General features: G+C 36.8%; 17 protein-coding genes. 8 read left to right on the forward strand and 9 right to left on the reverse strand.

What is annotated here, in order from left to right; genetic code table 11:
- Positions 1–241: 241 nt before the first annotated feature.
- Genes CH361_RS05645 through CH361_RS05665 form a run of 5 tightly spaced genes read left to right on the forward strand, consistent with a single transcriptional unit; the run spans position 242 to position 4,118 of the window.
- Positions 242–1,351 (forward strand): DNA alkylation repair protein, encoded by a 1,110-nt coding sequence (locus tag CH361_RS05645; RefSeq protein ID WP_100789842.1) that lies wholly within the window; start codon positions 242–244, stop codon positions 1,349–1,351.
- Positions 1,352–1,356: 5 nt separating this feature from the next.
- Positions 1,357–1,974 (forward strand): hypothetical protein, encoded by a 618-nt coding sequence (locus CH361_RS05650; RefSeq protein WP_100789843.1) that lies wholly within the window; start codon positions 1,357–1,359, stop codon positions 1,972–1,974.
- Positions 1,964–2,497 (forward strand): hypothetical protein, encoded by a 534-nt coding sequence (locus tag CH361_RS05655; protein ID WP_100789844.1) that lies wholly within the window; start codon positions 1,964–1,966, stop codon positions 2,495–2,497. The genes CH361_RS05650 and CH361_RS05655 overlap by 11 nt, the downstream gene beginning before the upstream one ends.
- Positions 2,494–3,408, forward strand: a complete 915-nt coding sequence (locus CH361_RS05660; protein ID WP_100789845.1) for a CE1 family esterase — start codon at positions 2,494–2,496, stop codon at positions 3,406–3,408. Before CH361_RS05655 ends, CH361_RS05660 begins: the two co-directional genes overlap by 4 nt.
- A complete protein-coding gene (locus tag CH361_RS05665; protein WP_100789846.1) occupies positions 3,405–4,118 on the forward strand; it encodes an SDR family oxidoreductase in 714 nt (237 codons plus the stop codon). The genes CH361_RS05660 and CH361_RS05665 overlap by 4 nt, the downstream gene beginning before the upstream one ends.
- Before the next feature lie 7 nt (positions 4,119–4,125).
- On the opposite strand, the gene CH361_RS05670 is transcribed toward CH361_RS05665, so the two are convergent.
- The 5 genes from CH361_RS05670 to CH361_RS05690 are packed head-to-tail and all read right to left on the reverse strand — an operon-like array spanning position 4,126 to position 9,121.
- On the reverse strand, positions 4,126–4,635 hold the full coding sequence (locus CH361_RS05670; RefSeq protein ID WP_100789847.1) for a Crp/Fnr family transcriptional regulator: 510 nt from the start codon (positions 4,633–4,635) through the stop codon (positions 4,126–4,128).
- A complete protein-coding gene (locus CH361_RS05675) occupies positions 4,625–5,059 on the reverse strand; it encodes a Crp/Fnr family transcriptional regulator (RefSeq protein ID WP_100789848.1) in 435 nt (144 codons plus the stop codon). Before CH361_RS05675 ends, CH361_RS05670 begins: the two co-directional genes overlap by 11 nt.
- Positions 5,059–6,996: an ankyrin repeat domain-containing protein gene (locus tag CH361_RS05680; protein WP_100789849.1), complete on the reverse strand. Its 1,938-nt coding sequence runs from the start codon at positions 6,994–6,996 to the stop codon at positions 5,059–5,061. Before CH361_RS05680 ends, CH361_RS05675 begins: the two co-directional genes overlap by 1 nt.
- On the reverse strand, positions 6,993–8,555 hold the full coding sequence (locus CH361_RS05685; RefSeq protein WP_100790040.1) for a peptidoglycan DD-metalloendopeptidase family protein: 1,563 nt from the start codon (positions 8,553–8,555) through the stop codon (positions 6,993–6,995). Before CH361_RS05685 ends, CH361_RS05680 begins: the two co-directional genes overlap by 4 nt.
- Positions 8,556–8,605: 50 nt before the next feature.
- Complete coding sequence (locus CH361_RS05690) at positions 8,606–9,121, reverse strand: helix-turn-helix transcriptional regulator (RefSeq protein ID WP_100789850.1); 516 nt, start codon at positions 9,119–9,121, stop codon at positions 8,606–8,608.
- 219 nt (positions 9,122–9,340) lie between these two features.
- Between CH361_RS05690 and CH361_RS05695 the strand changes: the two genes are divergently transcribed.
- Positions 9,341–9,595: a hypothetical protein gene (locus CH361_RS05695; RefSeq protein ID WP_244279612.1), complete on the forward strand. Its 255-nt coding sequence runs from the start codon at positions 9,341–9,343 to the stop codon at positions 9,593–9,595.
- On the opposite strand, the gene CH361_RS05700 is transcribed toward CH361_RS05695, so the two are convergent.
- The 4 genes from CH361_RS05700 to CH361_RS05715 are packed head-to-tail and all read right to left on the reverse strand — an operon-like array spanning position 9,596 to position 17,325.
- Positions 9,596–11,683, reverse strand: coding sequence for an adenylate/guanylate cyclase domain-containing protein (locus tag CH361_RS05700; RefSeq protein ID WP_100789852.1), 2,088 nt, complete (start codon positions 11,681–11,683; stop codon positions 9,596–9,598).
- Positions 11,680–15,417, reverse strand: a complete 3,738-nt coding sequence (locus CH361_RS05705; RefSeq protein WP_100790041.1) for an adenylate/guanylate cyclase domain-containing protein — start codon at positions 15,415–15,417, stop codon at positions 11,680–11,682. Before CH361_RS05705 ends, CH361_RS05700 begins: the two co-directional genes overlap by 4 nt.
- A gap of 50 nt (positions 15,418–15,467) precedes the next feature.
- Positions 15,468–16,466 (reverse strand): SPL family radical SAM protein, encoded by a 999-nt coding sequence (locus CH361_RS05710; protein ID WP_100789853.1) that lies wholly within the window; start codon positions 16,464–16,466, stop codon positions 15,468–15,470.
- The gene (locus CH361_RS05715) at positions 16,459–17,325 is read right to left on the reverse strand and encodes a phosphorylase (protein ID WP_100789854.1); all 867 of its coding nucleotides are present in this window, start codon (positions 17,323–17,325) and stop codon (positions 16,459–16,461) included. The genes CH361_RS05710 and CH361_RS05715 overlap by 8 nt, the downstream gene beginning before the upstream one ends.
- A gap of 27 nt (positions 17,326–17,352) precedes the next feature.
- Here CH361_RS05715 and CH361_RS05720 point away from each other — a divergent pair, with 27 nt between their 5' ends.
- On the forward strand, positions 17,353–17,895 hold the full coding sequence (locus CH361_RS05720) for a glutathione peroxidase (protein ID WP_279627934.1): 543 nt from the start codon (positions 17,353–17,355) through the stop codon (positions 17,893–17,895).
- The gene (locus CH361_RS05725) at positions 17,879–18,742 is read left to right on the forward strand and encodes a ChaN family lipoprotein (RefSeq protein ID WP_100789856.1); all 864 of its coding nucleotides are present in this window, start codon (positions 17,879–17,881) and stop codon (positions 18,740–18,742) included. Before CH361_RS05720 ends, CH361_RS05725 begins: the two co-directional genes overlap by 17 nt.
- Positions 18,743–18,755 lie beyond the last annotated feature (13 nt).

Consider the following 18,755-nt stretch of genomic DNA (forward strand, 5'->3'; position numbering starts at 1 on the left):
ATTCCCTGAAAATTTTTATTTTTGAACCTTCCCAAACAGAATTACAACTTAGCATCTTTTAGTTTGCGAACTAACAAACTGGCTGGCGAGATATACGCGTATCCGCCACTCTTAGGCAAATTATCATGATTACCCCCAGAAAATCGGCTAAAATTGCTAAATATGCGCATTGCGTAAATTTTCTTAAATTGTTTTTTCGATTTCATTGGGAGTAGGGAAATGTAATTTCGTTCTAGTTTGTATGGAACCTTTGAAAGAAATGTATTCCCCTGATTGGGTTCTCGAATTGGGAAACCACTTAAATCAAGTGGATGTGAGGATTAGTCCACTGGAATTCCAGAAACAAGTTTTTTCCTCCCCCTGGAGGGACATGGAATTAAAACAAAGGATAGACCGACTCTCTGATGTATTGATCCAAAATTGGCCCGGGCCAATTGCTGGTATTTATCCAAATATAATCTCATTAATTAGTAACCTTCGCGAAAAAGGGGTCGCTGACTTTAATTTCCCCTATATTTTTTTAAACGATCTTGTCACCAAAACTGGGTTAGATGATTTCGAAACTTCAATGAAGGCATTAGAAAAAATTACAGTTTTCTCTAGTGCTGAGTTTGCGATTCGTTTTTTCTATAAACACCATTTCGATAAAACTTTAAAACAAATGCAGAAATGGTCGAAACATAAAGAGGCTTTTGTCAGAAGGCTTGCAAGTGAAGGAAGTCGCCCTATGTTGCCATGGGGAATTGGGATTCCTGAAATCAAACGAAATCCCGAAATTCATTTATCGATAATCAAAACTCTTTGGGATGATGAAAATGAAATTGTCCGTAGAAGTGTTGCCAATCATTTGAATGATATATCTAAATTAAATCCAAATTTGGTTTTAGAATTTTGTGAGGGTAAATTCGGTAAATCAAAAGAGTTGGATAAAAATCTAAAACATGCATTGCGAACCCTTCTGAAAAAAGGAAATAAAAAGGCTCTAGGATTCTTTTCGTATAATACAAAATGGAAACCGGCCAAAATAAAACTTACTTTATCAAAAAAAGAAGTTAAGGTTGGAAGTTCACTTGAGTTTGAGGTTTTTCTTGAACAAACACCAAAAGATAAAACAAAAATAAGATTAGAATATAAAATTGGTTTTTTATTATCAAATGGTTCTTATGGCCATAAAGTATTTCAGTTAGGTGAAAGAGTTTTATTGCCAAAAGAAAAAATAAAAATAAATAAACGACATTCTTTTGCACCGATCACTACCCGAGTTTATTATCTAGGAACACAGACCATTTCCATTTTGCTGAATGGAAATGAATACCAATTGCAAAAATTTGAATTGAAAAAGGAAAAGTAGCCAAAATGTATAAAGTTATCATCAATCGTATTGGAATTTCTATTTTCTTTCTTACTTTATCTTCTTGTGCTGTTTTTTATTCTTCCGAACGACCCAAAATTGATTTTCCTACTGGAACAAAAGATAAGTCGTTAAGTTATGAATTGATAGGATGGGATGGTGAAACGGATCGTCGTCGTGTTTCTTATATTTTAGCAGCTTTACAAAATTCAGGAAAATTTTCATCGGTCAGGTACCAAAACCAACCGAATTCAGATATCCATTTACAAATCATTTTAGAATCGAGTCCGAGGTTTGTTTTTTTTCTAGGTGAATCATCAGAACCTGTTTCGTATTTACCGGAGCGTAACCCGGAAAGGTTTGGTGCTTATTTGTTGAATCGCTTTATTGCAATCAGTACTTTTTTTGTGGTTCCTGATATTGATCGGGATGATGACCACTTGGTCTTTAGGCTGAGTAAAAAAGGAAAACTTGAAAAAGAATACAGGTATCCGATGGAATCCTATCGAGTGTTTGGTTGGGTCTCGCTCCTTTTGGTTTGGGGTGATGATCGTAAGGAATGGAAACCTATCCTTACAGAAAAAGTATCAAAATTTTTAGGAGATTCAGGTAATGAAATATAATTTTTTAATTCATTTGTCCATTCAGTTGATACTTCTGATTTTTTCTGTCGGTTGTGCAGCATTTCCTGATCCTGTGACTTCAAGTGAACGTAAGTTACAACCGATCGATAAAAATAAGATAAAAGTTGTATTCACTGGGTTTTACCGTTATGAACAAGAAAAAAAGGTATTACTAGAAACTCTCATCAAACGAGGATTAGTAGAAGATTCTAATTCAAATTTGGAGTTGGAATTAATTTTACAAAAAAAAGACCCAGTTTATAAATATTTATTTTTACATCGGATTAATTTATTGGCTACTTTTTTGTCAGGTGGAATGATTCCTTCTCACATTCGGACAGAACAAACCCTTACATTTCGTTATTCCAAACTTGGTGTGATAGAAAGGGAATCTGTTTATCATATTGGAATGGACCAGTGGAGAGGGATACCTGTAATCATTTTGATGATCATACAATGGCCTACACGAATTTATAAAGAACAATTGGTGGAAGCTACCGAATTGGAGATTAAAGATATATGAAAATTCTAAATATCTTATTCGTTTTTATTTTAGCTTCTTCTTGTATGGGATTTTTTCGAGAATTGGCTCCTAACGAAAAATTAGATTCAATTGAAATTCAAAATCAAAAAAGGACGTATATTGTACATTATCCCAAAGGTTGGAACGGATCACCAATACGATTACTCGTGGCATTACATGGCAGGTTTGGATCAGGAAATTCTATGATCAAACAAACGAAGTTGGATCTTTTAGCAGATAGGAAGGGTTTCATTGTTGTATTTCCTGACGGTTATAAAAGGAGCTGGGCCGATGGGAGGGGGAATACCCCTGCTGATGAAAACAAAATCAACGACATTACCTTCATTGAACTTTTGGTAAAACGATTGATTGCAGAAGGTTCGGTAAATCCCAAAGAAATTTTTCTGGTTGGGCATTCTAACGGCGGTTTTATGGCACAAAGATTGGCTGTAGAAAAACCTGAGTTATGGAAAGGAGTTCTAAGTGTGGCGGCCCAAGTTTCTGTTTTCACTCTTAAAAGAAAATTAACTTTAAAATCTAATCCTGTTTCTGTTGGTATTATGGCAGGGACAGAAGATCCTATTGTTCCATTTAGTGGAGGTTATGTGAGAGATGGGGGTGAAATTCTTTCTGTAGAAGACTCTATCTTAAGGTGGAAAGAATGGAATTCTTGTAAGGAACCTGCTAACCAAAAAACAGAAAATTATAAAGAAGAATCTACCGAACTAAAAATAGATTTTATTCGATATGAATCCTGTGCGGAAAATACTAAAGTTGGTTTGATCCAATTAAATGGTCTAGGACATAGTTGGCCTGGAGAAACTCCAATGATCCCTTTCATTGACCAAGGAAAAACAACAAATGTTTTAGATGGTTCTAAACTTGTTTGGGACTTTATGGAAAGCCTGTGACCGTACAAAAAGTTGCTTTCGTTACTGGTGCTTCTCGAGGGATAGGACTTTCCATTTCCCAAATGTTAGTTAGATCGGGATACAAGGTTTATGGGATTTGTAAACATCCAGAAAAATGTGATTTTAAACATGATTTGTTCCAATTGATTGGATGTGATCTTTCTAATTCTAAAGAAATAGATCATTTAATGAACCAACAAATCCTTGAGAAAAAAGATATTAGTTTGTTGGTTCATAATGCTGGCCTTGCTTATTTTGCTCCTGTCGAAGAACTATCCTCTGAAAAAATTCGAGAGATGGTGAATCTTCATATAACAGCTCCTATGTTGCTAACAAGTCATTTCACTCGTATTCTAAAGCAGAACCAAGGTCGAATTATTTTTATTGGATCTGTTGCTGGAAAAGAAATTTCCCCTTGGGGGAATGTATATGCTTCCCTTAAAGCAGGGATCCATCATTACGCAAGAGAGTTATTTGCTGAACTTAGAAAGTTTGGTGTAAAAGTTCATTTGATCATCCCAGACATCACCAAAACGGATTTTTATAATTACTTAAACTTTGAACCTGATGATGATCCAAAATCATATTTGTTACCCAATCAGATTGCAGAAGTGATTGAAGATTTGATCCTAGAGGATAAAGGCTGGGTGGTTCCGGAAATTCAAATTTCACCCGAACTATTTAAGTTAAAAAGAAAAAAACAGAACTAACGGAAGTTCACTCGCCGACTGGTGTTATATTTTCTGCAAATGGATCTGGAGGTGTTTCTGTTCCATCACCTTCTTCAGCAGAATCGTTTGGAGATGTTGTTACCTTGGCAATGATTGAATCTTCGTCTTGTTTGCGTTTGATGGCTCTGATTTTTCCATCGGTTTCATAAAGTCTTTCAATTACTTTTTTCAGTAATAAAAAAAGAAACTCCGGACTTTCCTGACCCATCTGAACAAAAGTGGTTCGATTGATGATTCCTAATTTTGCAGTTTCCGAAACTACAACAATGGATGCGGCCCTTGGGCTATTATTAATGATCGCCATCTCACCAAAAAATTCACCAGGCAGGATACTTCTTAGTTTGATATGTTTCCCTTCGATTTGTTTATATATATCTAACTGTCCTTCGAATAAAAAGAACATAGCACCGTTGGAAGGGACTCCTTCTTTAAAGAGCACCTCTCCACGTTTGATATTGATCATACTTAGTTTTGCGAGAGATTCTTTAAGTCCCACCACTTGACTCCGTTAGATCTTTTAGTTTTTGTTCTGCTTCAATCAAACGTTCTACGTAAGTTTGTAGAAGGGCATAAACAAACATTGGATTTGAATTTGCAATTCGAGTTAGATTTTGTTTATCTAAAATTCCAAGTTGCGCACGGTCCGAATCTATAAAAACAGTCATCGCTCTTGGATGACTTGAGATGAGCGCAATTTCACCAAAAAATTCACCAGTGGAAAGTTTTCTCACTTCGTGGAAGTTTCCTTGGTCGGGTGCTCCCATCCCTACAGAAAGAGATCCGCTTAAGATGAAATACATCTTCTCGTTAGATGGTTCTCCTTCTCTGACAATGATTTCCCCTCGTTTGAATGTCTTGGTGGGGACAGTATTCACGAAGTCAAAGATGTTGATTCGATTGTCTTTTTTAGGAATGGACATTAAAGGCCGCGGTAAATCTCAATCAGTTCTGGTATTCTCTTATCCTCTGCATATTCCAGAGGGGATTTTCCTGTTTTATCTTCTAATTTAGAATCTCCGCCGTTCAAAACGAAAACTCTCGCCAATTCCAAAATGGAATCACTTTTACCAGGATCAAACTGGATTGCTAGTTCGGAAAGTATAGTTTTCCCTAGTTTGTCTTGTTGGTTTAAGTTCGCTCGTCTTTCTACTAGGAATAGTACTAACTTCTTATAGGATTCTGTTTGTGTGTTCTCCCGAGAAGAGAGAAACTTTTGTACTGCTTTGTGTAAAACAGTAAGACCATTATTGTCTGTTAGGTTAGGATCAGCACCTAAGGTAATGAGCTGAGACATGGTTTCGATTCGATTTCGATTCAGAGCGATGTGAAGAGCACTTAACCCCCGTTTGTTTTTTGTGTTGGGGTTTACCGATTTTGTAACAAGTAACTTGATTGTTTCATCAGCAAACTTTTGTTCTTTTTTATCAATGTCTAATTTACAAACGGTTGTGATTAAGTTTTCTCCTTCCTCATTTAACATCTGCAGGTCTGCCCCTGCTGCGACCAAAAGTTTAAATCCTTCTGCATCTTTTCTTTCGATGGTTGAGAAAACCAAACTAGCCCCATCTTTTTGTTTGTGGTTTGGATTGGCTTTTTTGGATAAAAGAAATTTTGTGATTCCAAGTTGTTTGTTTTCTAAAGCTAATGCAAGGGAAGTTTCACCAGTTTTTTCATTTAAAACATCAACGGGAACATTCTTTTTCACTAATTCTTCGACAGTTTTTTGTCCCGATTTTCTAGAAGCCAAATGAATGGGAAGGTAACCAGATGCATTCGGTGTTAAGAGATCTGCATTTTTTTGAATTAGAATTTCGGTTACCGACCATTTGGATGATTCAATCGATTCTTCTAGAGGATTTTTGTTTGTAGAAAGTAGTTGGTTCGGGTTAGCACCAGCATCCAAAACTAATTTTAATAAATTAGAATCATTTTTTTGTAATGCGAGTTCAAATAAAGTTTTTCCACTTAAATTTTTGGAATCTACAGCTAGTCCTTTTTTAAGTAGTAAGCTCACTGCAGATAGATTCTTTTTTTCTACTGCATAAAAAAGTAAGGATTCACCTTCTGGTGTTTTGGTATTTACATCAGCACCACGGTTTAAGAGAACATCTAAACCTTGCGTAAAACCTTTTTCAATGGCAAATACAATGGGTCGAATTGACTTTGTGTCTTCCACATTTGGATTTGCATTGGAATCCAAACTTAGGTTTAATAGTTTTAAGTTTTTTTGTTCAATGGACACAAAAACCACAGTCCTTCCTGTAAGGTCCGGGAGATTGATGTCCGCTCCATTTTGAAGAAGATAAGTTATAGAATCTGTTTTTGATTTTTCAAATGCCAAATAGATAGGAGACTTTCTTGGGTTGTTTCTTAAATTTACGTCGGCTTTACTTTCAACAAGTAACTTCTGTACAGCGAGATTAGATTTGAGTATCGCCACATGAAGGGCTGTATTCCCATCGGCATCATAGGCATTTAGATCTGCCCCTTTTTCAACTATAGTTTTGATTTGATTTGTGAAACGAGAGGTGACTACATAATGTAATAATGTTTTACCGGATAAATCTCTTTTGTTTAGGTCAGCACCATGATTTAAAAGGATTTCAAATTGTTTGGGTTTATTTTTTTCAACAGCAAGAACGAGGAGAGATTTTCCGGATTCATCGCTGGCATTGATATCACCACCATTGGTTATAGCAGTTTCAAATTCTTTAAGATTCCCTTTGGATAAAATCTGCACCATGTCGGGAGCCACAGGTGTAATTGCAATGGATTCGGTAATATTTTCTTCAGCAAAAGAACTTCGGGAAAATACAAGTAAAAGGAGTAAACTAAAGGTTAAAAGTTTTTGTTTCATTTGGGTAAATAGGCATCTGGATCCAATGCTTGTTGGTCAGGGCCTTTCCTAACTTCAAAATGTAAATGTGGACCGGTTGATTTTCCGGTATTTCCAACCTGACCAATGATGTCACCAGAACGGACACTGTCACCTTCTTTTACTTGGCGTTCATTTTGGTGAGCATAGTAGGTGAATATATTGTTTTTATGGCTTAAGATTGTCAACATCCCATAACCACCGCTAGTTGTTATGGTTCGCCATACCTTCCCATCACTGACAGCTTTGATTGGTGTGCCAATCGATGCAGGTAAATCAATTCCCGAGTGGAAGGCTCCTTGTTTCCCTGTGACGGGATCAACTCTGGTTCCAAAGTTAGAGGAAACATAACGGTCGTTATCTACTGGAATCTGAAAGTATTTGGAAATGTCGTCGTTATCCACAAGAGGCCCTCGTTCTTTGGAAACAAATCCACCAAATACCCAACCTTCCCACTCATCATTCCAAGAAACATACAACCATTTGGATCTAACTCCTCCTATGGTTTCTATTTCTTTTTTAGTATCGATGATTTTGATTTTTTCATCTCCAGGAATGGTTGAAACAACCGAACCATAATCATTTGGTTCGTCTCTCATTCTTAGACTGATGGAGCGAACATATCGTTTCTCTCCTATTTTTAATTCATCAGGATTTTCTTGTGGGAAAGAGATTTCTCCAGGTTGGACATCATAAGGAACAACTTCTGAAGAACTTAAATAACCACCAAATACCCATCCATTTCCGTAGGCAGAAGAAATTTGGTGCCATTGTGATGTGATCCCATCAATGGTTTCTTCGGTAGCACTTGATGTTTCCACTTTTACTTTGAGGCCTTTTGGTAATCTGGCAATTACATAGGCATTGACATCGGGTTCCCCTCTCATATTGAGAGAACTGGCACCCACCCATAGATCCTTTCCTTTTTTAGAATCATTATAGCTTGTGTTAGGTGTTTCTGTAATTCTACCAGAGAGGGTCGATAGATCTAAAGATAAACCTTCTGTATTTCTGGATTTTACTGCTGGTTTGTTTGGTGAAAGCAGGTCTTGTGTAACATATCCTTCCTGTTTGGATTTGGTTCGTACCAGTACCCAGTGAGGTTTTTCGGACTTTGCGGTTACGTCTTCCTTTAAAACCATCACCACTTCTAGAGATTCCCCTTTTTTTACTTTCACCGAGGCATGAGCGGATGGATTCTTAGAGGGCTCTAATTGTAAGTAAAAATTATCGGAAGCGATTGCTGATAATGATTTTGATTTTTTTTCTTTGGCACCAGGTGCTGCATTATGATCCGCGATTCCTTCTGCTAGTTTTAAATCAATGGGGGAGGAGGAGATTTTGAGCCCAGGAAATCTGTTTTGAATACGATTTACAAAGTCATTGTATTTTTGTAAAATTTCTTCCTGTTTCTTTTGGTTTGTCGTGACAAGACCGGATTGTCTTTGTTTGTCTTTTTCTTCGAGGCTATTCTGCGAAAGAACAGGCAAAGATAGAAAGATTAGAAAAATAGACGTTAGAAGGATTCTCTGATTTTTCATAAAACAGTCTAAAAAAAACAAAGAAAATGGGAATGGTCAAGGTTTTTTGTTTAGTCTTCTTCGGGGAGAAGGGGAGTTAGAAAGTAAGAAATAAATTCTAATTTCCCTCGCATGGAAGATTTTTCGTAGATGGATGCGGTTTGGTTTTCGATCGTACGGAGGCTTTTTTTCCGAACGGCAGCAATTTGTTTTTGGGAAAATCCACGAAGTAGCAGAATGGCGATTTCTGTTTCGGCTTCTGACAATTTCCACTCTTCCATTTGTGCTTTTGCCTCGGCCCAGAATCCGAGTTCTGGATTTTTTAAGATTCTGTTGGTACGTTTTAAATCATGAATTTGGGATTTTGCATGTACATTCTCAACAGCCTCAGCTTTTAGTTCTTTGTAGAGGATAAAGACGACAAGAAAGGAGGAGAGTGCAATGAAGGATTCAACCGTAGCAATGATGATTCGAAAGCGATCAAAGTAGGATGGATTTGTTAAAGTGAAAACTTCTTCAGCGATCCAAACGATGAGAGATAAAACATAAAATGCTAAAAATAGAATTCTTACTTTGCGAGTCTCCATACTTCTATCTAAACTTTGTGACTAGTCCCTAGATAGGCAAGTCAGTTTCTTAGGTAATCTCCACATTTGCGGTTTTCCTCCATGGAAAGGTTCTAGAAACCATGAGATCCTATTCGCATGAACCGATGGAAATTAAAAGTTTGGTTTTTCTCTTTCGGATTTGTTTTGGCTTTTTGGGGGTGTACCAATTCCAAAAACTATGAGACAAGATCGGAGTGTATGGATCGTTGCGTTCGTGAACAGTATGTCTGTGCTCTCGCTTTGGCACCTCAAATGGACAATGCGGCGGTGGCCACCGTTACTTGTGTTAGTTTGTATGTTATGTGTTATGAAAAATGTCCCGTTACGACTACGACTAGGTCTACCACAACAACAAGATCCAGCAGTTCTTCTAGTTCAGGAAATCGCGGAGGAAGTAGTAGTTCCAGTTCGGGATCAGGCAGTGGTTCCGGTTCCTCTGGAGGAGGGAATTAACTAGGATCCGGTTTGTCTGTAGATGATTTTGGCACCGATCTGTAAGTTTTTATATAAGTCCAAAAAGATTTGGTTGGGAACCATTCCCTCTGCATCTCTTGAAAATTCAGGACGGAGTCGTTTTAAAAAATACATCCCAAGTTCACCTTTGTTTTTTGCTTTGACTTTACCCCTGTATTCACATTCAAAGAATCGTTTCACTTTGTCATAAGTCGTTTCAGAAAGATTGATTTCACCAGCATCTCCCGAACTTTCCATACGACTGGCTGTGTTGACCGTATCTCCCCAAACATCATAAGCAAATTTTGTTTTACCAACAACACCTGCGACTACGGGACCCGTATGGATCCCAATTCGTATTTCCCAAAAATCTTGACCTAACATCTGTTTGAAAGATCGAATTTGAGTCATAAAGGATTTGATTTCCATCGCAAATAAACAGGCATCCACTGGATGGGTGAAATTTCCTTGAGGAATTCCTCCCGCGGCCATATAAGAATCGCCAATGGTTTTTAATTTTTCAAAATTATGGCGGACAGCAATATCATCAAACTGAGAAAAACATCCATCCAATTGTTCAATCAAATCTTCTGGAGAAAGAGATTCTGCAGCAGTAGTAAAATTTTTAAAGTCCGTGAAAAGAATACTAACGGATTCGTATTCCATAGGGACAACTTCCCCTCTCTCAATCAGTTCATCAGCCAAATCACCTGGTAAAATGTTTCGAATGAAGTGTAGGGTTTTTTCCCTTTCTTTTTCTAAATCTCTTCTAAGGTTTGCGTTGTGAATTGCACCAGCTACTTGTTCACAAAACGAAGTGATTTCTCCAAATTCATCTTTTGTCCAGTCTTGTTCTCTGGTGAGTCTTGTAACACAAATGATTCCAATGGTTTGGCCTTGGACTACTAATGGGATTTGTCCAAAGAGCTCTAGTTTGAAACTATCCACAATCGAAGTGTCAATGGTGGACAGCTGTTTCCATTTAATTGATTTTTTTAAATAAACCGGTTTTTGTTTTTCATAAGTTCTGAATAGAGAACCTATGTTTGAAGATAATACAGGTCGAAATGTTCTTAGAAAATTAGTAACAAGAAGGCCTTTGTTAAAAACTTCCGCACCTTCCATAAGAGGAACAAGAGAATGCGTTTTTGGATCCACCAAAAGAATAAAACCAAGTTCTACTCTGTGGTTGATTTTGAGATATGTAAAAACCTCTCTAGCAATGTCTTCGATTTGTGAAAACGAATTGATCTTTCGATTGAAGCGGTGTAAGTTTTCCAGTTTCATTCGATTGATTTCAATATTTTCTTTTTCTTTTTGGATGGTGAGATTTCCTTCTTTAAGTTCATTGAGTAGGTATCCCGTTTCAATGGTCCCCGCGATATAATCGGCAATGATTTTAATTTGATTTAATTGTTGTTCGGTGAGATCAAAAATCCCTGAATAATCCAATAAATCCAAAGTCCCAATGAATTTATTACGTAAATAAAGTGGTACAATGAGTAAAGATTTTAAGTTGGCAGATTTTTTATTCGCAAGCTCAACCCCTTCTGTTTTGTAAGATTCAAAATCCTGAATGTAAAAACTTCTTTTGCGTTTTCTTACATATGCATGTGCATACATGGTAACATAGGAGTCTGAAACAGGAATTTTCCTGCTCATAATTTCTTCTTTTACTTGTTCGGTGAGTTCTTCTGGAAAGTTACTGTGAAAAAATTCTAAAGATTCTAATTCTTCTTTGTAAACATAGAGAAGGTAATGTGGAACTTTGAACTTCTCTCGGATATAACGCCCTAAAATCTTAAGGATGTCTTTTAAGTCAGAGGCAGAATTGATTTCTCTAAGGAGACCATCCAAATCAGAAAGTTGGCTATAGGAATCAACTAGTTTGTCTGAAAAATCTTCTGAAATGGATTTTGTGTTAACTAGTTCTTTTTCCTTTTCTTTTAATTCCTCTTTTAAAGAATTTAATTCTTCTTGGAGCTCTGAGAGTTTATTCTCTTTATCTTCCTTTTGTTTGTATAAAGAATAGGCTCCATAAAGAATTCCAACAAAAAGAATCGCGATACCAAAAAGTCCGTAGATCATTTGATTAGAATTTTAGCTCCTCGTTTTTGTTGGGTGTATAACCTTCCAAACTTTTCATTGGGTAGGGAACCTGTGTCATCGGACAAATCAGGTTTTAAGGATAATAGTTCGTAAATGGGAACTTGGTCACCTTCGTATGTATTGATTTGACGTTGGTTGCCGATATGGAATAGCCGTTTTACTTTTTCCATAGTTTCCTGTGAAATGTTGATAGGAACTCCTACGCCACCCCTCCGTATCGCTTGGGTTTGTGTTACTGTTTTTCCCCATACATCATAATTAAACTTTGATTTACCAATCACTCCTGCAACGACAGGCCCTGAATGGATGGCAATGGTAATTCCATTGGGACGGAAAGGAATGTCCCTAAAGTCTTCTATCATTCGATTGACTTCGTCTTTGATTTGTAAGGCGGCAAGGCAAGCATCAACTGCATGAGTGAAGTTTCCTAAGGGAAGTCCTCCCGCTGCGAGATACATATCTCCTGTCATCCGAAGTTTTTCCATTCCTTGTGCCTTGATGATTTCATCAAAACGTGAAAAATATAAATCCAATCCTTCGATGAGTTCTTCTGGTGTGAGTTGTCCCGTGATTTGAGAGAACCCAGGAAAACTGGTCATTAGTAGAGTGACATTTTCAAATTCAACGGGATTGACTCTTCCTTTTTTCTGTAATTCTTCTGCTACGTTTTTGGGAAGGATGTTGAGTAGAAGAGAATCAGATCTTTGTTTTTCTTCTTCAATTTTTTTCAGTAAGAAGTGGTTGTTGATGGCACTGGCAATGTGTTCTGAAACACCTACAATGGAATTTACTTCATCAGTATCTAATTTAATATTTTCATCGTTGATCCCATAAACTGCCATCGCTACCACTTCATCATTGTTGACTAGAGGAGAGATGAGAAATCCTTTCATCCCCGATTTTTCTGTAATTTGTTTGTCGATGGCATAGGGCATAGAATTGGGAACGTGTTTCATATAAAAATGACGTTTTCTTTGGTAACATTTGTATACAAATCCACTTTCTTCTCTCAGTGGGAAACGGAGAGATTTGAAATAATTTATATTATCATCCACTAATAGATCAAATCCAGAATGGTTTAGGTAACGAAATTCATTGTATTCTTTGTCCAAAAAGTAGAGAACACAGTGTTCGATTTTATAGTTTTTGCGGATGAATCCAAAAATTTCTGCCAGAATATTCTCTAAGTTATTTTGAGAGTTTACGGTTTTGGCAAACTCATTCATTTTTTGGATTTCTGCTTTGGCTTGTTCTGATTTTTTACGTTCTGCTTCGGTAATTTGTAATAAAAGAGAATTTTGGATGGCTCCGGCAATTTGGTCACAAAATCCAGCGATCCGTCTTAGGACTTCTCGTGTGACTTCCATTGGTTTTTGGTAAGAAGTAAAATATGCCATACCAATCACTTCGTTTTGAACGACTAGCGGAACCGCAACAAATGAGGTTAGGCTCAAGTTTGTAAAAATTTGTTCATCTAACTCTGATTCATATTTTTTGGGAGGTTTCGGAACAAATAATGCTCTTTTTCTTAAATAAGTTTTGTAGATGATCCCACCTTTTTCGTTTAGAGGAACTCTGAATGATTTTGCAAATAACAATTGTTCTTCTGTTGCATAAGTGGGGATCGTAGTATTGTAAGTGTATAATTCTTTTTTCTTTGGGTCAATCAGTTGGAGGAGTGTCGCTTCTATTTCAAAAGTTTTTAAAATGTAGTTAAACATCTCTTCAATGATTTGCGAAAGACTGGATTCCGAATTGATTTTTTTTGTGAATTCGTTTAACTTTACTACCTCGTTTTTAGCATTTTCCATTTGCATTCTTGCATTTTCAGCAATGAACTTTTCGCGGTTCATTTCTTCTACAAGGATGGAGTTGGTAACAGCAGTTGCGATGTTTTCTGCAGTATTTTCTACCAATTGAAGTTGTGATTTGGAAAAACTAGCTCCTTTTTGTCCACTCAGGAGTGTTAACATTGCTATGACTTTTCCTTGCGAACTGAGTGGAATGATCATCCCAGGATTTTTTCCAATTAATTGGACAAATTTTTGATTTGATTCATTGAGACGAGATTCCCAAACCTTTGCAAACCGGAAAGGGCGGTTTCTTTTGTATACATGATAAAAAAGTCCAGCGTTTGGATCTAAAGGAAAACTCATTCCTTGTAATTTGGATTCTAGGGTTAGACCAGAGTTAGGTGAAACAATTGACTTATGATATATAATTTTTGAGTTTTCTGAATCTACTAAAAGTAGAATCATAGAATCACAAAAAACTTGTTCATTTAAATAATCAAAGGCCTTTGCGAGAATGCTATCTAGTTCAAGAGATGTGTTTAGAGTTTTTGCAAACTCGTTTAGTTTTTCTATATTGGCTTTCGAACTTTCTAACTCTTGTGTTCTTTCTACAACAATGTCTTCTAATCCTTCTTTAAGGATGTTTAACTCTTTGTTCGAAACTTCGAGTTTTTCTTTTAATTTTTCAATAGAGAGGTAGGCTCTGGTAAATCCATAAGAAAGAATGTATCCCTGGAACAAAATGAAACCTAAAAACCCAAAAGGTGTCAGGTTCATCGTGTTGATAACATTGTTTTGATAGAGGATGTCATGAACAACGGTTCCAAAAACAAAACTAAAACCAATCAATGATAGTCCTGCACCCACTGCGTCGGACCGGTAAGCCATAATGATCGCAATGGTGATCCGAACGCAGACCGAAACTAAAAAGAGTTGGAAAAAATGAATTTTGGCACTAAAAACAGCAACCGGCAAAAATAAGGAAACAAGAAATGGTGTGATGAGGATATAAAGAACCCACATAGTTCTTTGTCCGACGGTATTGGGAAATACTAACCTGTAGAAGTAAGCAAAAACAATGGTAGCTATGTAGATGGTACCAAATTCTAAACGGATTAAAAAATCCATTGGCATTTCAGGAAATATACTTAGAATATTTCTTTCTCCAATTGTGAGAAGGCGCATAACAATGAGTAGGCTAAAAAGGGAAATAAACAAACTAGCCTTGTCTTGCCTACGCATGACAAATAGTCCCAAATGATACAAGGCCCAAAGGAAAATACTTCCTGCTAAGAAGGAGGTGATTTGATAACTGCGATTGACTTTGTCATATAGCATTCGTCTTTCGCCAAGTTCCATACTTTCCCAAAACCCACCTTTGGAATAATGGAAGTTGGAAATTTCATAAACAATTTCAGTTTCACCGGATAAAGGTTCTAAATCCATAAGAACCGATTTGTAGGAGGGTTCAAAATAATTGGGATTGATTCCAAAGCTACCTTGTTCTACCACTAATTTACCATTGATGTACATTCTATAAGCAGAAGAAAGGTCTAGGTTGTGGAAGGCTAAGGCAGGTGTGTTGGGAGGGAAAAATACTTTTAACTTATATGTCGCATAACCAAAACCATCGAGGGTCTCGCCAAACCAATCGACACCCTTCCAGTTAGATGGAACTGTTTGGTAGATGTATTTGGGTTCTTTCCCAAACTCTGAATCCATTTGGATTCCACTGTTAGTTTGTTTCCAATAAAATTCCCATTCTCCATCAAGATTGATATTCCCATCTTTATGAAAGTCCCATGAGGATAAGTCCATCTTTCCTTCTTTAGCGATTGGTTTGTTGCGATTGACTTCCTTACATTGAGACAATCCAAAGATCATGCTGAATAAGATTAACAAAAAGACTCTTTTCTTCATAGGTAGGCTACTAAGATTAAGAACTAGTGATGGAAAAGAAAAGGAAAAATTCAAGAATAACTGACTTTTATTTGAGAAGGAGAAAAATGTTTTTGGAGTGCTCCTGACATAAGATTTAAAATTTCTTCTGTTTCTAATTGAGAATAGGAAACGATTTTATCTTTTTTTTCAAAATCATGAAATAAAATGGAAGAGTCCTTTCTGACATCCACCATCCTCTTCAAAAAGTCAATATTCATCCTAAATCCGCCAATACTAATGTCAAGAATGCCTTCTAGATTTAGTTCTTTCCCTAATATATCAGCTAACGATTGGTAATGGGTTCGCCAATCAGGAACTTGAAGGATGGGATCAATACAAATTCGAACCTTCCATCCATCGTTAATGGCCTGTTTTATGGCCTTTAGTCTGGCTTCCAAAGAGGGAGTTCCATGTTCAATAGCTTTGCTCACTGCTTGGGGGCTTAAGGTCCAAGCCAGGATCACATTGGGATTAGGAGGTATTTTAGCAATTTGACTGTAGTTAGTTGACTTGGTTCTGATTTCTAAACTTAAATTTGGTTCGGTCTTTGCAAATTCCAACCATGCTTTGGTTGCAGGAAAAAAAGATTCTAAGGCCAAAAGGTCTGTATCGTAGGATAAAGCAAGGTAAAGTGACTTATTTTTTTCTAAAAACTCTTTTGTGGCAGTAAAAAAATCTTCCCAATTGACAAACAACACAAGATTGGCGGAAGGAAACATCCCTTGTAAGTAACAATATTCGCAATCATAAATACAATTAAGTGCTAATGTATTATAATAAAAATGTGGATTAGAAAAATTAGGTGCAAATCCGCTCCCAGGATACAAAAAATGTTCTTTTTTTTCGGCGAGGATGAGTTTGGGAGTTTCTTTTTGGATTCGAAAGTTTTGAGAATTTCGGTTAAAACTATCTTTATAATGCCTGATAGGAATCTTTACCGCATTTGGAAATCGACTTAAAATTTCTTTGGTTCTGAAATGATCTTTAATACTTTCTTCAATATAAATATGAGAAAAAGATTTAAACATGGAGGGCAGCTCTCCACTCATCTAGGTAATTTTTGAGATCTGTTTTTGATTTTAAATTTGCCTTAGCATTTTCTTCGGGGAGAGGGAGGGGTTTGTTTGGATTTCTCAATCGGAAAAAACGAACCGATTTTTTCAGATCATGTTTCATCGTTTCAGTGAGGCGGATATTTTGAATGAAGGTTTCGACGTTTGGCCAGTCAGTGGTTTCCACTTCATCAGATTGAATCCAAGGTAGAGGGGATGTCCATTCTTCAAATAAATTTTCGCTGACTTTAGACATCATCACTTCCACATCTTCCGATTGGCAAAATTTTCCTTCCAAATGGTCGGATACAATTTTTCCAAGTGTTATATTTTCTAATGGAAAATAAAGAGAGGCCGCTTCGAAAAAACCAGATCCTTCCATATCAACCAAATGAATGCCATTTAACTCTTCTTTTGTGAGAGATTGAAATCGATCTAAATTTTTTTCTTTAGTGATGGGTCTATCAAAGGTTGTGAGAGTCGTTTCTTTTATAAACTCAGACTTTAAAATTCTGTCAGGGTAATGATCTCTTTTAGAACCCCAGTCAGTAATTTTATGAATCCAAAAAAAATCACCTAATGAAAGTTCTGGATTTGTGGCTCCAGCAATTCCTAAGTTCCAAACTTTCATTTGGTTTCGTTCTGATTTGGAAATAAGATGTGCAAATTCGGAAACTGCCAAAGCCATAGAAAGTTTCCCTGTACCTGAAATGATAATATAATGAGAGTTTTTTTGAAAGATCCGAAATTTCCCCGTATAAGATAAGGGTTTTGCCTGTAAACGTTCTAGCCATGGTTTGGCTTCAGAAAGAACAGCGAAAAACAGTGCAGACATAGTCTAAACATGAAACAGGGGGGTTCCATGCAAAGAAAAGTTTTGTTTGCTATATTTCTCTTTATGAGTTTTCATATCTATGCCGGAGGAAAAAAGATGTCATTCCATGATTTTAAATCTGTATCCATCCAAGGAAAGGATGTTTCCCTTTCCGAATACAAGGGTCATCCCGTTTTAGTTGTCAACGTAGCATCTAAGTGTGGTTATACGCCACAATATGAAGGTCTAGAAAAAATCCATCAAACCTACAAAGACAAAGGATTAAAAGTAGTTGGGTTCCCTTCGAATGATTTTGGTGGCCAGGAACCAGGATCCGAATCTCAAATTGCTGAGTTTTGCAAACTCAACTTTGGGGTGAGTTTTGATCTTATGAAAAAAACCAAAGTTTTAGGTGGAGATAAAGATCCAATTTATCAATTTCTAACCGAGAACGCTAAAGACAAAGGCGATGTAAAATGGAACTTTGAAAAATTCTTAATCGATAAAAATGGGAATGTTGTTGGACGGTTTCCATCAGGAACCAAACCAGAAAGTGCGGAGTTAAAACAAGCCATTGAAAACCTTCTTTAGTCGATTTGTTTTTTCTTTTTTAGTCCTTTCTGGTTTTGTTATTTCTGCTGAAGAGAATCCACCGCCCGTACAAATTGTTCGAACGGCGACAATGGAAACTGTTTCTATCGCGGACATTGTTAAAGAAACTTCTAAATACAATGTTATCATTTTTGGAGAAGAACATGATAACGGAGATCTCCATCGTTTTTATGATACTTTATTTAAAAGTATAGCTGATTTAGAACCTACTTCTTTATCTTTGGAAATGTTGGAGAAAGACCAACAAAACTTAGTGAATGAATTTTTACAAGGGAGCATTACGGAAGCTCATTTTCTTTCTTCTGTTTCTTATTGGAAATCTTTTAAAACGGATTATTTACCTTTGGTATCCATTGCCAAAGAAAAAAAATGTAACGTGATTGCTGCCAATCCTCCGAGACGGTATGTGAATTCGATTTCGAGAAAGGGTTTATCTGCGTATCGCGAGTTTTCTGATTCTGCCATCCAATACCTCCCTCCGGCTTATAGTTTAGAAAAATATTTAACCGAAGATTACAAACAAAGGTTAACGGCATTATTTGCGGAGGGTCATGGAGCAGGGCATGGTTCGGGCTACATGGTTCTTGGCCAAGCCACTTGGGACCAAGGAATGGCGGAATCCATTTCTCGAGAATTCTACAAAACGGGGAAGAGGGTGGTTCACTTAAATGGGCGTTTTCATTCGGATAGAAAGGGTGGAGTTGTCCACAGGCTCCGAGAAATGGGGCTTTCTGTCTTAGTGATCTCTGGATTTGTTAAGGACCGGGAAGAGAGCCGAGAATTTGTGAAAATCGCTGATTTTGTAATTTTAACAAACGGCCGATAAGAATAGGGAGAAC

The sequence above is a fragment of the Leptospira brenneri genome (genome assembly GCF_002812125.1).
In the GTDB taxonomy this organism is placed as follows: domain Bacteria; phylum Spirochaetota; class Leptospiria; order Leptospirales; family Leptospiraceae; genus Leptospira_A; species Leptospira_A brenneri.

Bases quoted from the DNA above. Each gene is read 5' to 3' on its own strand.
- CH361_RS05645 (WP_100789842.1), top strand. From the start codon at position 242: ATGGAACCTTTGAAAGAAATGTATTCCCCTGATTGGGTTCTCGAATTG.
- CH361_RS05650 (WP_100789843.1), top strand. From the start codon at position 1,357: ATGTATAAAGTTATCATCAATCGTATTGGAATTTCTATTTTCTTTCTT.
- CH361_RS05655 (WP_100789844.1), top strand. From the start codon at position 1,964: ATGAAATATAATTTTTTAATTCATTTGTCCATTCAGTTGATACTTCTG.
- CH361_RS05660 (WP_100789845.1), top strand. From the start codon at position 2,494: ATGAAAATTCTAAATATCTTATTCGTTTTTATTTTAGCTTCTTCTTGT.
- CH361_RS05675 (WP_100789848.1), bottom strand. From the start codon at position 5,059: ATGTCCATTCCTAAAAAAGACAATCGAATCAACATCTTTGACTTCGTG.
- CH361_RS05680 (WP_100789849.1), bottom strand. From the start codon at position 6,996: ATGAAACAAAAACTTTTAACCTTTAGTTTACTCCTTTTACTTGTATTT.
- CH361_RS05685 (WP_100790040.1), bottom strand. From the start codon at position 8,555: ATGAAAAATCAGAGAATCCTTCTAACGTCTATTTTTCTAATCTTTCTA.
- CH361_RS05690 (WP_100789850.1), bottom strand. From the start codon at position 9,121: ATGGAGACTCGCAAAGTAAGAATTCTATTTTTAGCATTTTATGTTTTA.
- CH361_RS05695 (WP_244279612.1), top strand. From the start codon at position 9,341: ATGGATCGTTGCGTTCGTGAACAGTATGTCTGTGCTCTCGCTTTGGCA.
- CH361_RS05700 (WP_100789852.1), bottom strand. From the start codon at position 11,683: ATGATCTACGGACTTTTTGGTATCGCGATTCTTTTTGTTGGAATTCTT.
- CH361_RS05705 (WP_100790041.1), bottom strand. From the start codon at position 15,417: ATGAAGAAAAGAGTCTTTTTGTTAATCTTATTCAGCATGATCTTTGGA.
- CH361_RS05710 (WP_100789853.1), bottom strand. From the start codon at position 16,466: ATGTTTAAATCTTTTTCTCATATTTATATTGAAGAAAGTATTAAAGAT.
- CH361_RS05715 (WP_100789854.1), bottom strand. From the start codon at position 17,325: ATGTCTGCACTGTTTTTCGCTGTTCTTTCTGAAGCCAAACCATGGCTA.
- CH361_RS05720 (WP_279627934.1), top strand. From the start codon at position 17,353: ATGCAAAGAAAAGTTTTGTTTGCTATATTTCTCTTTATGAGTTTTCAT.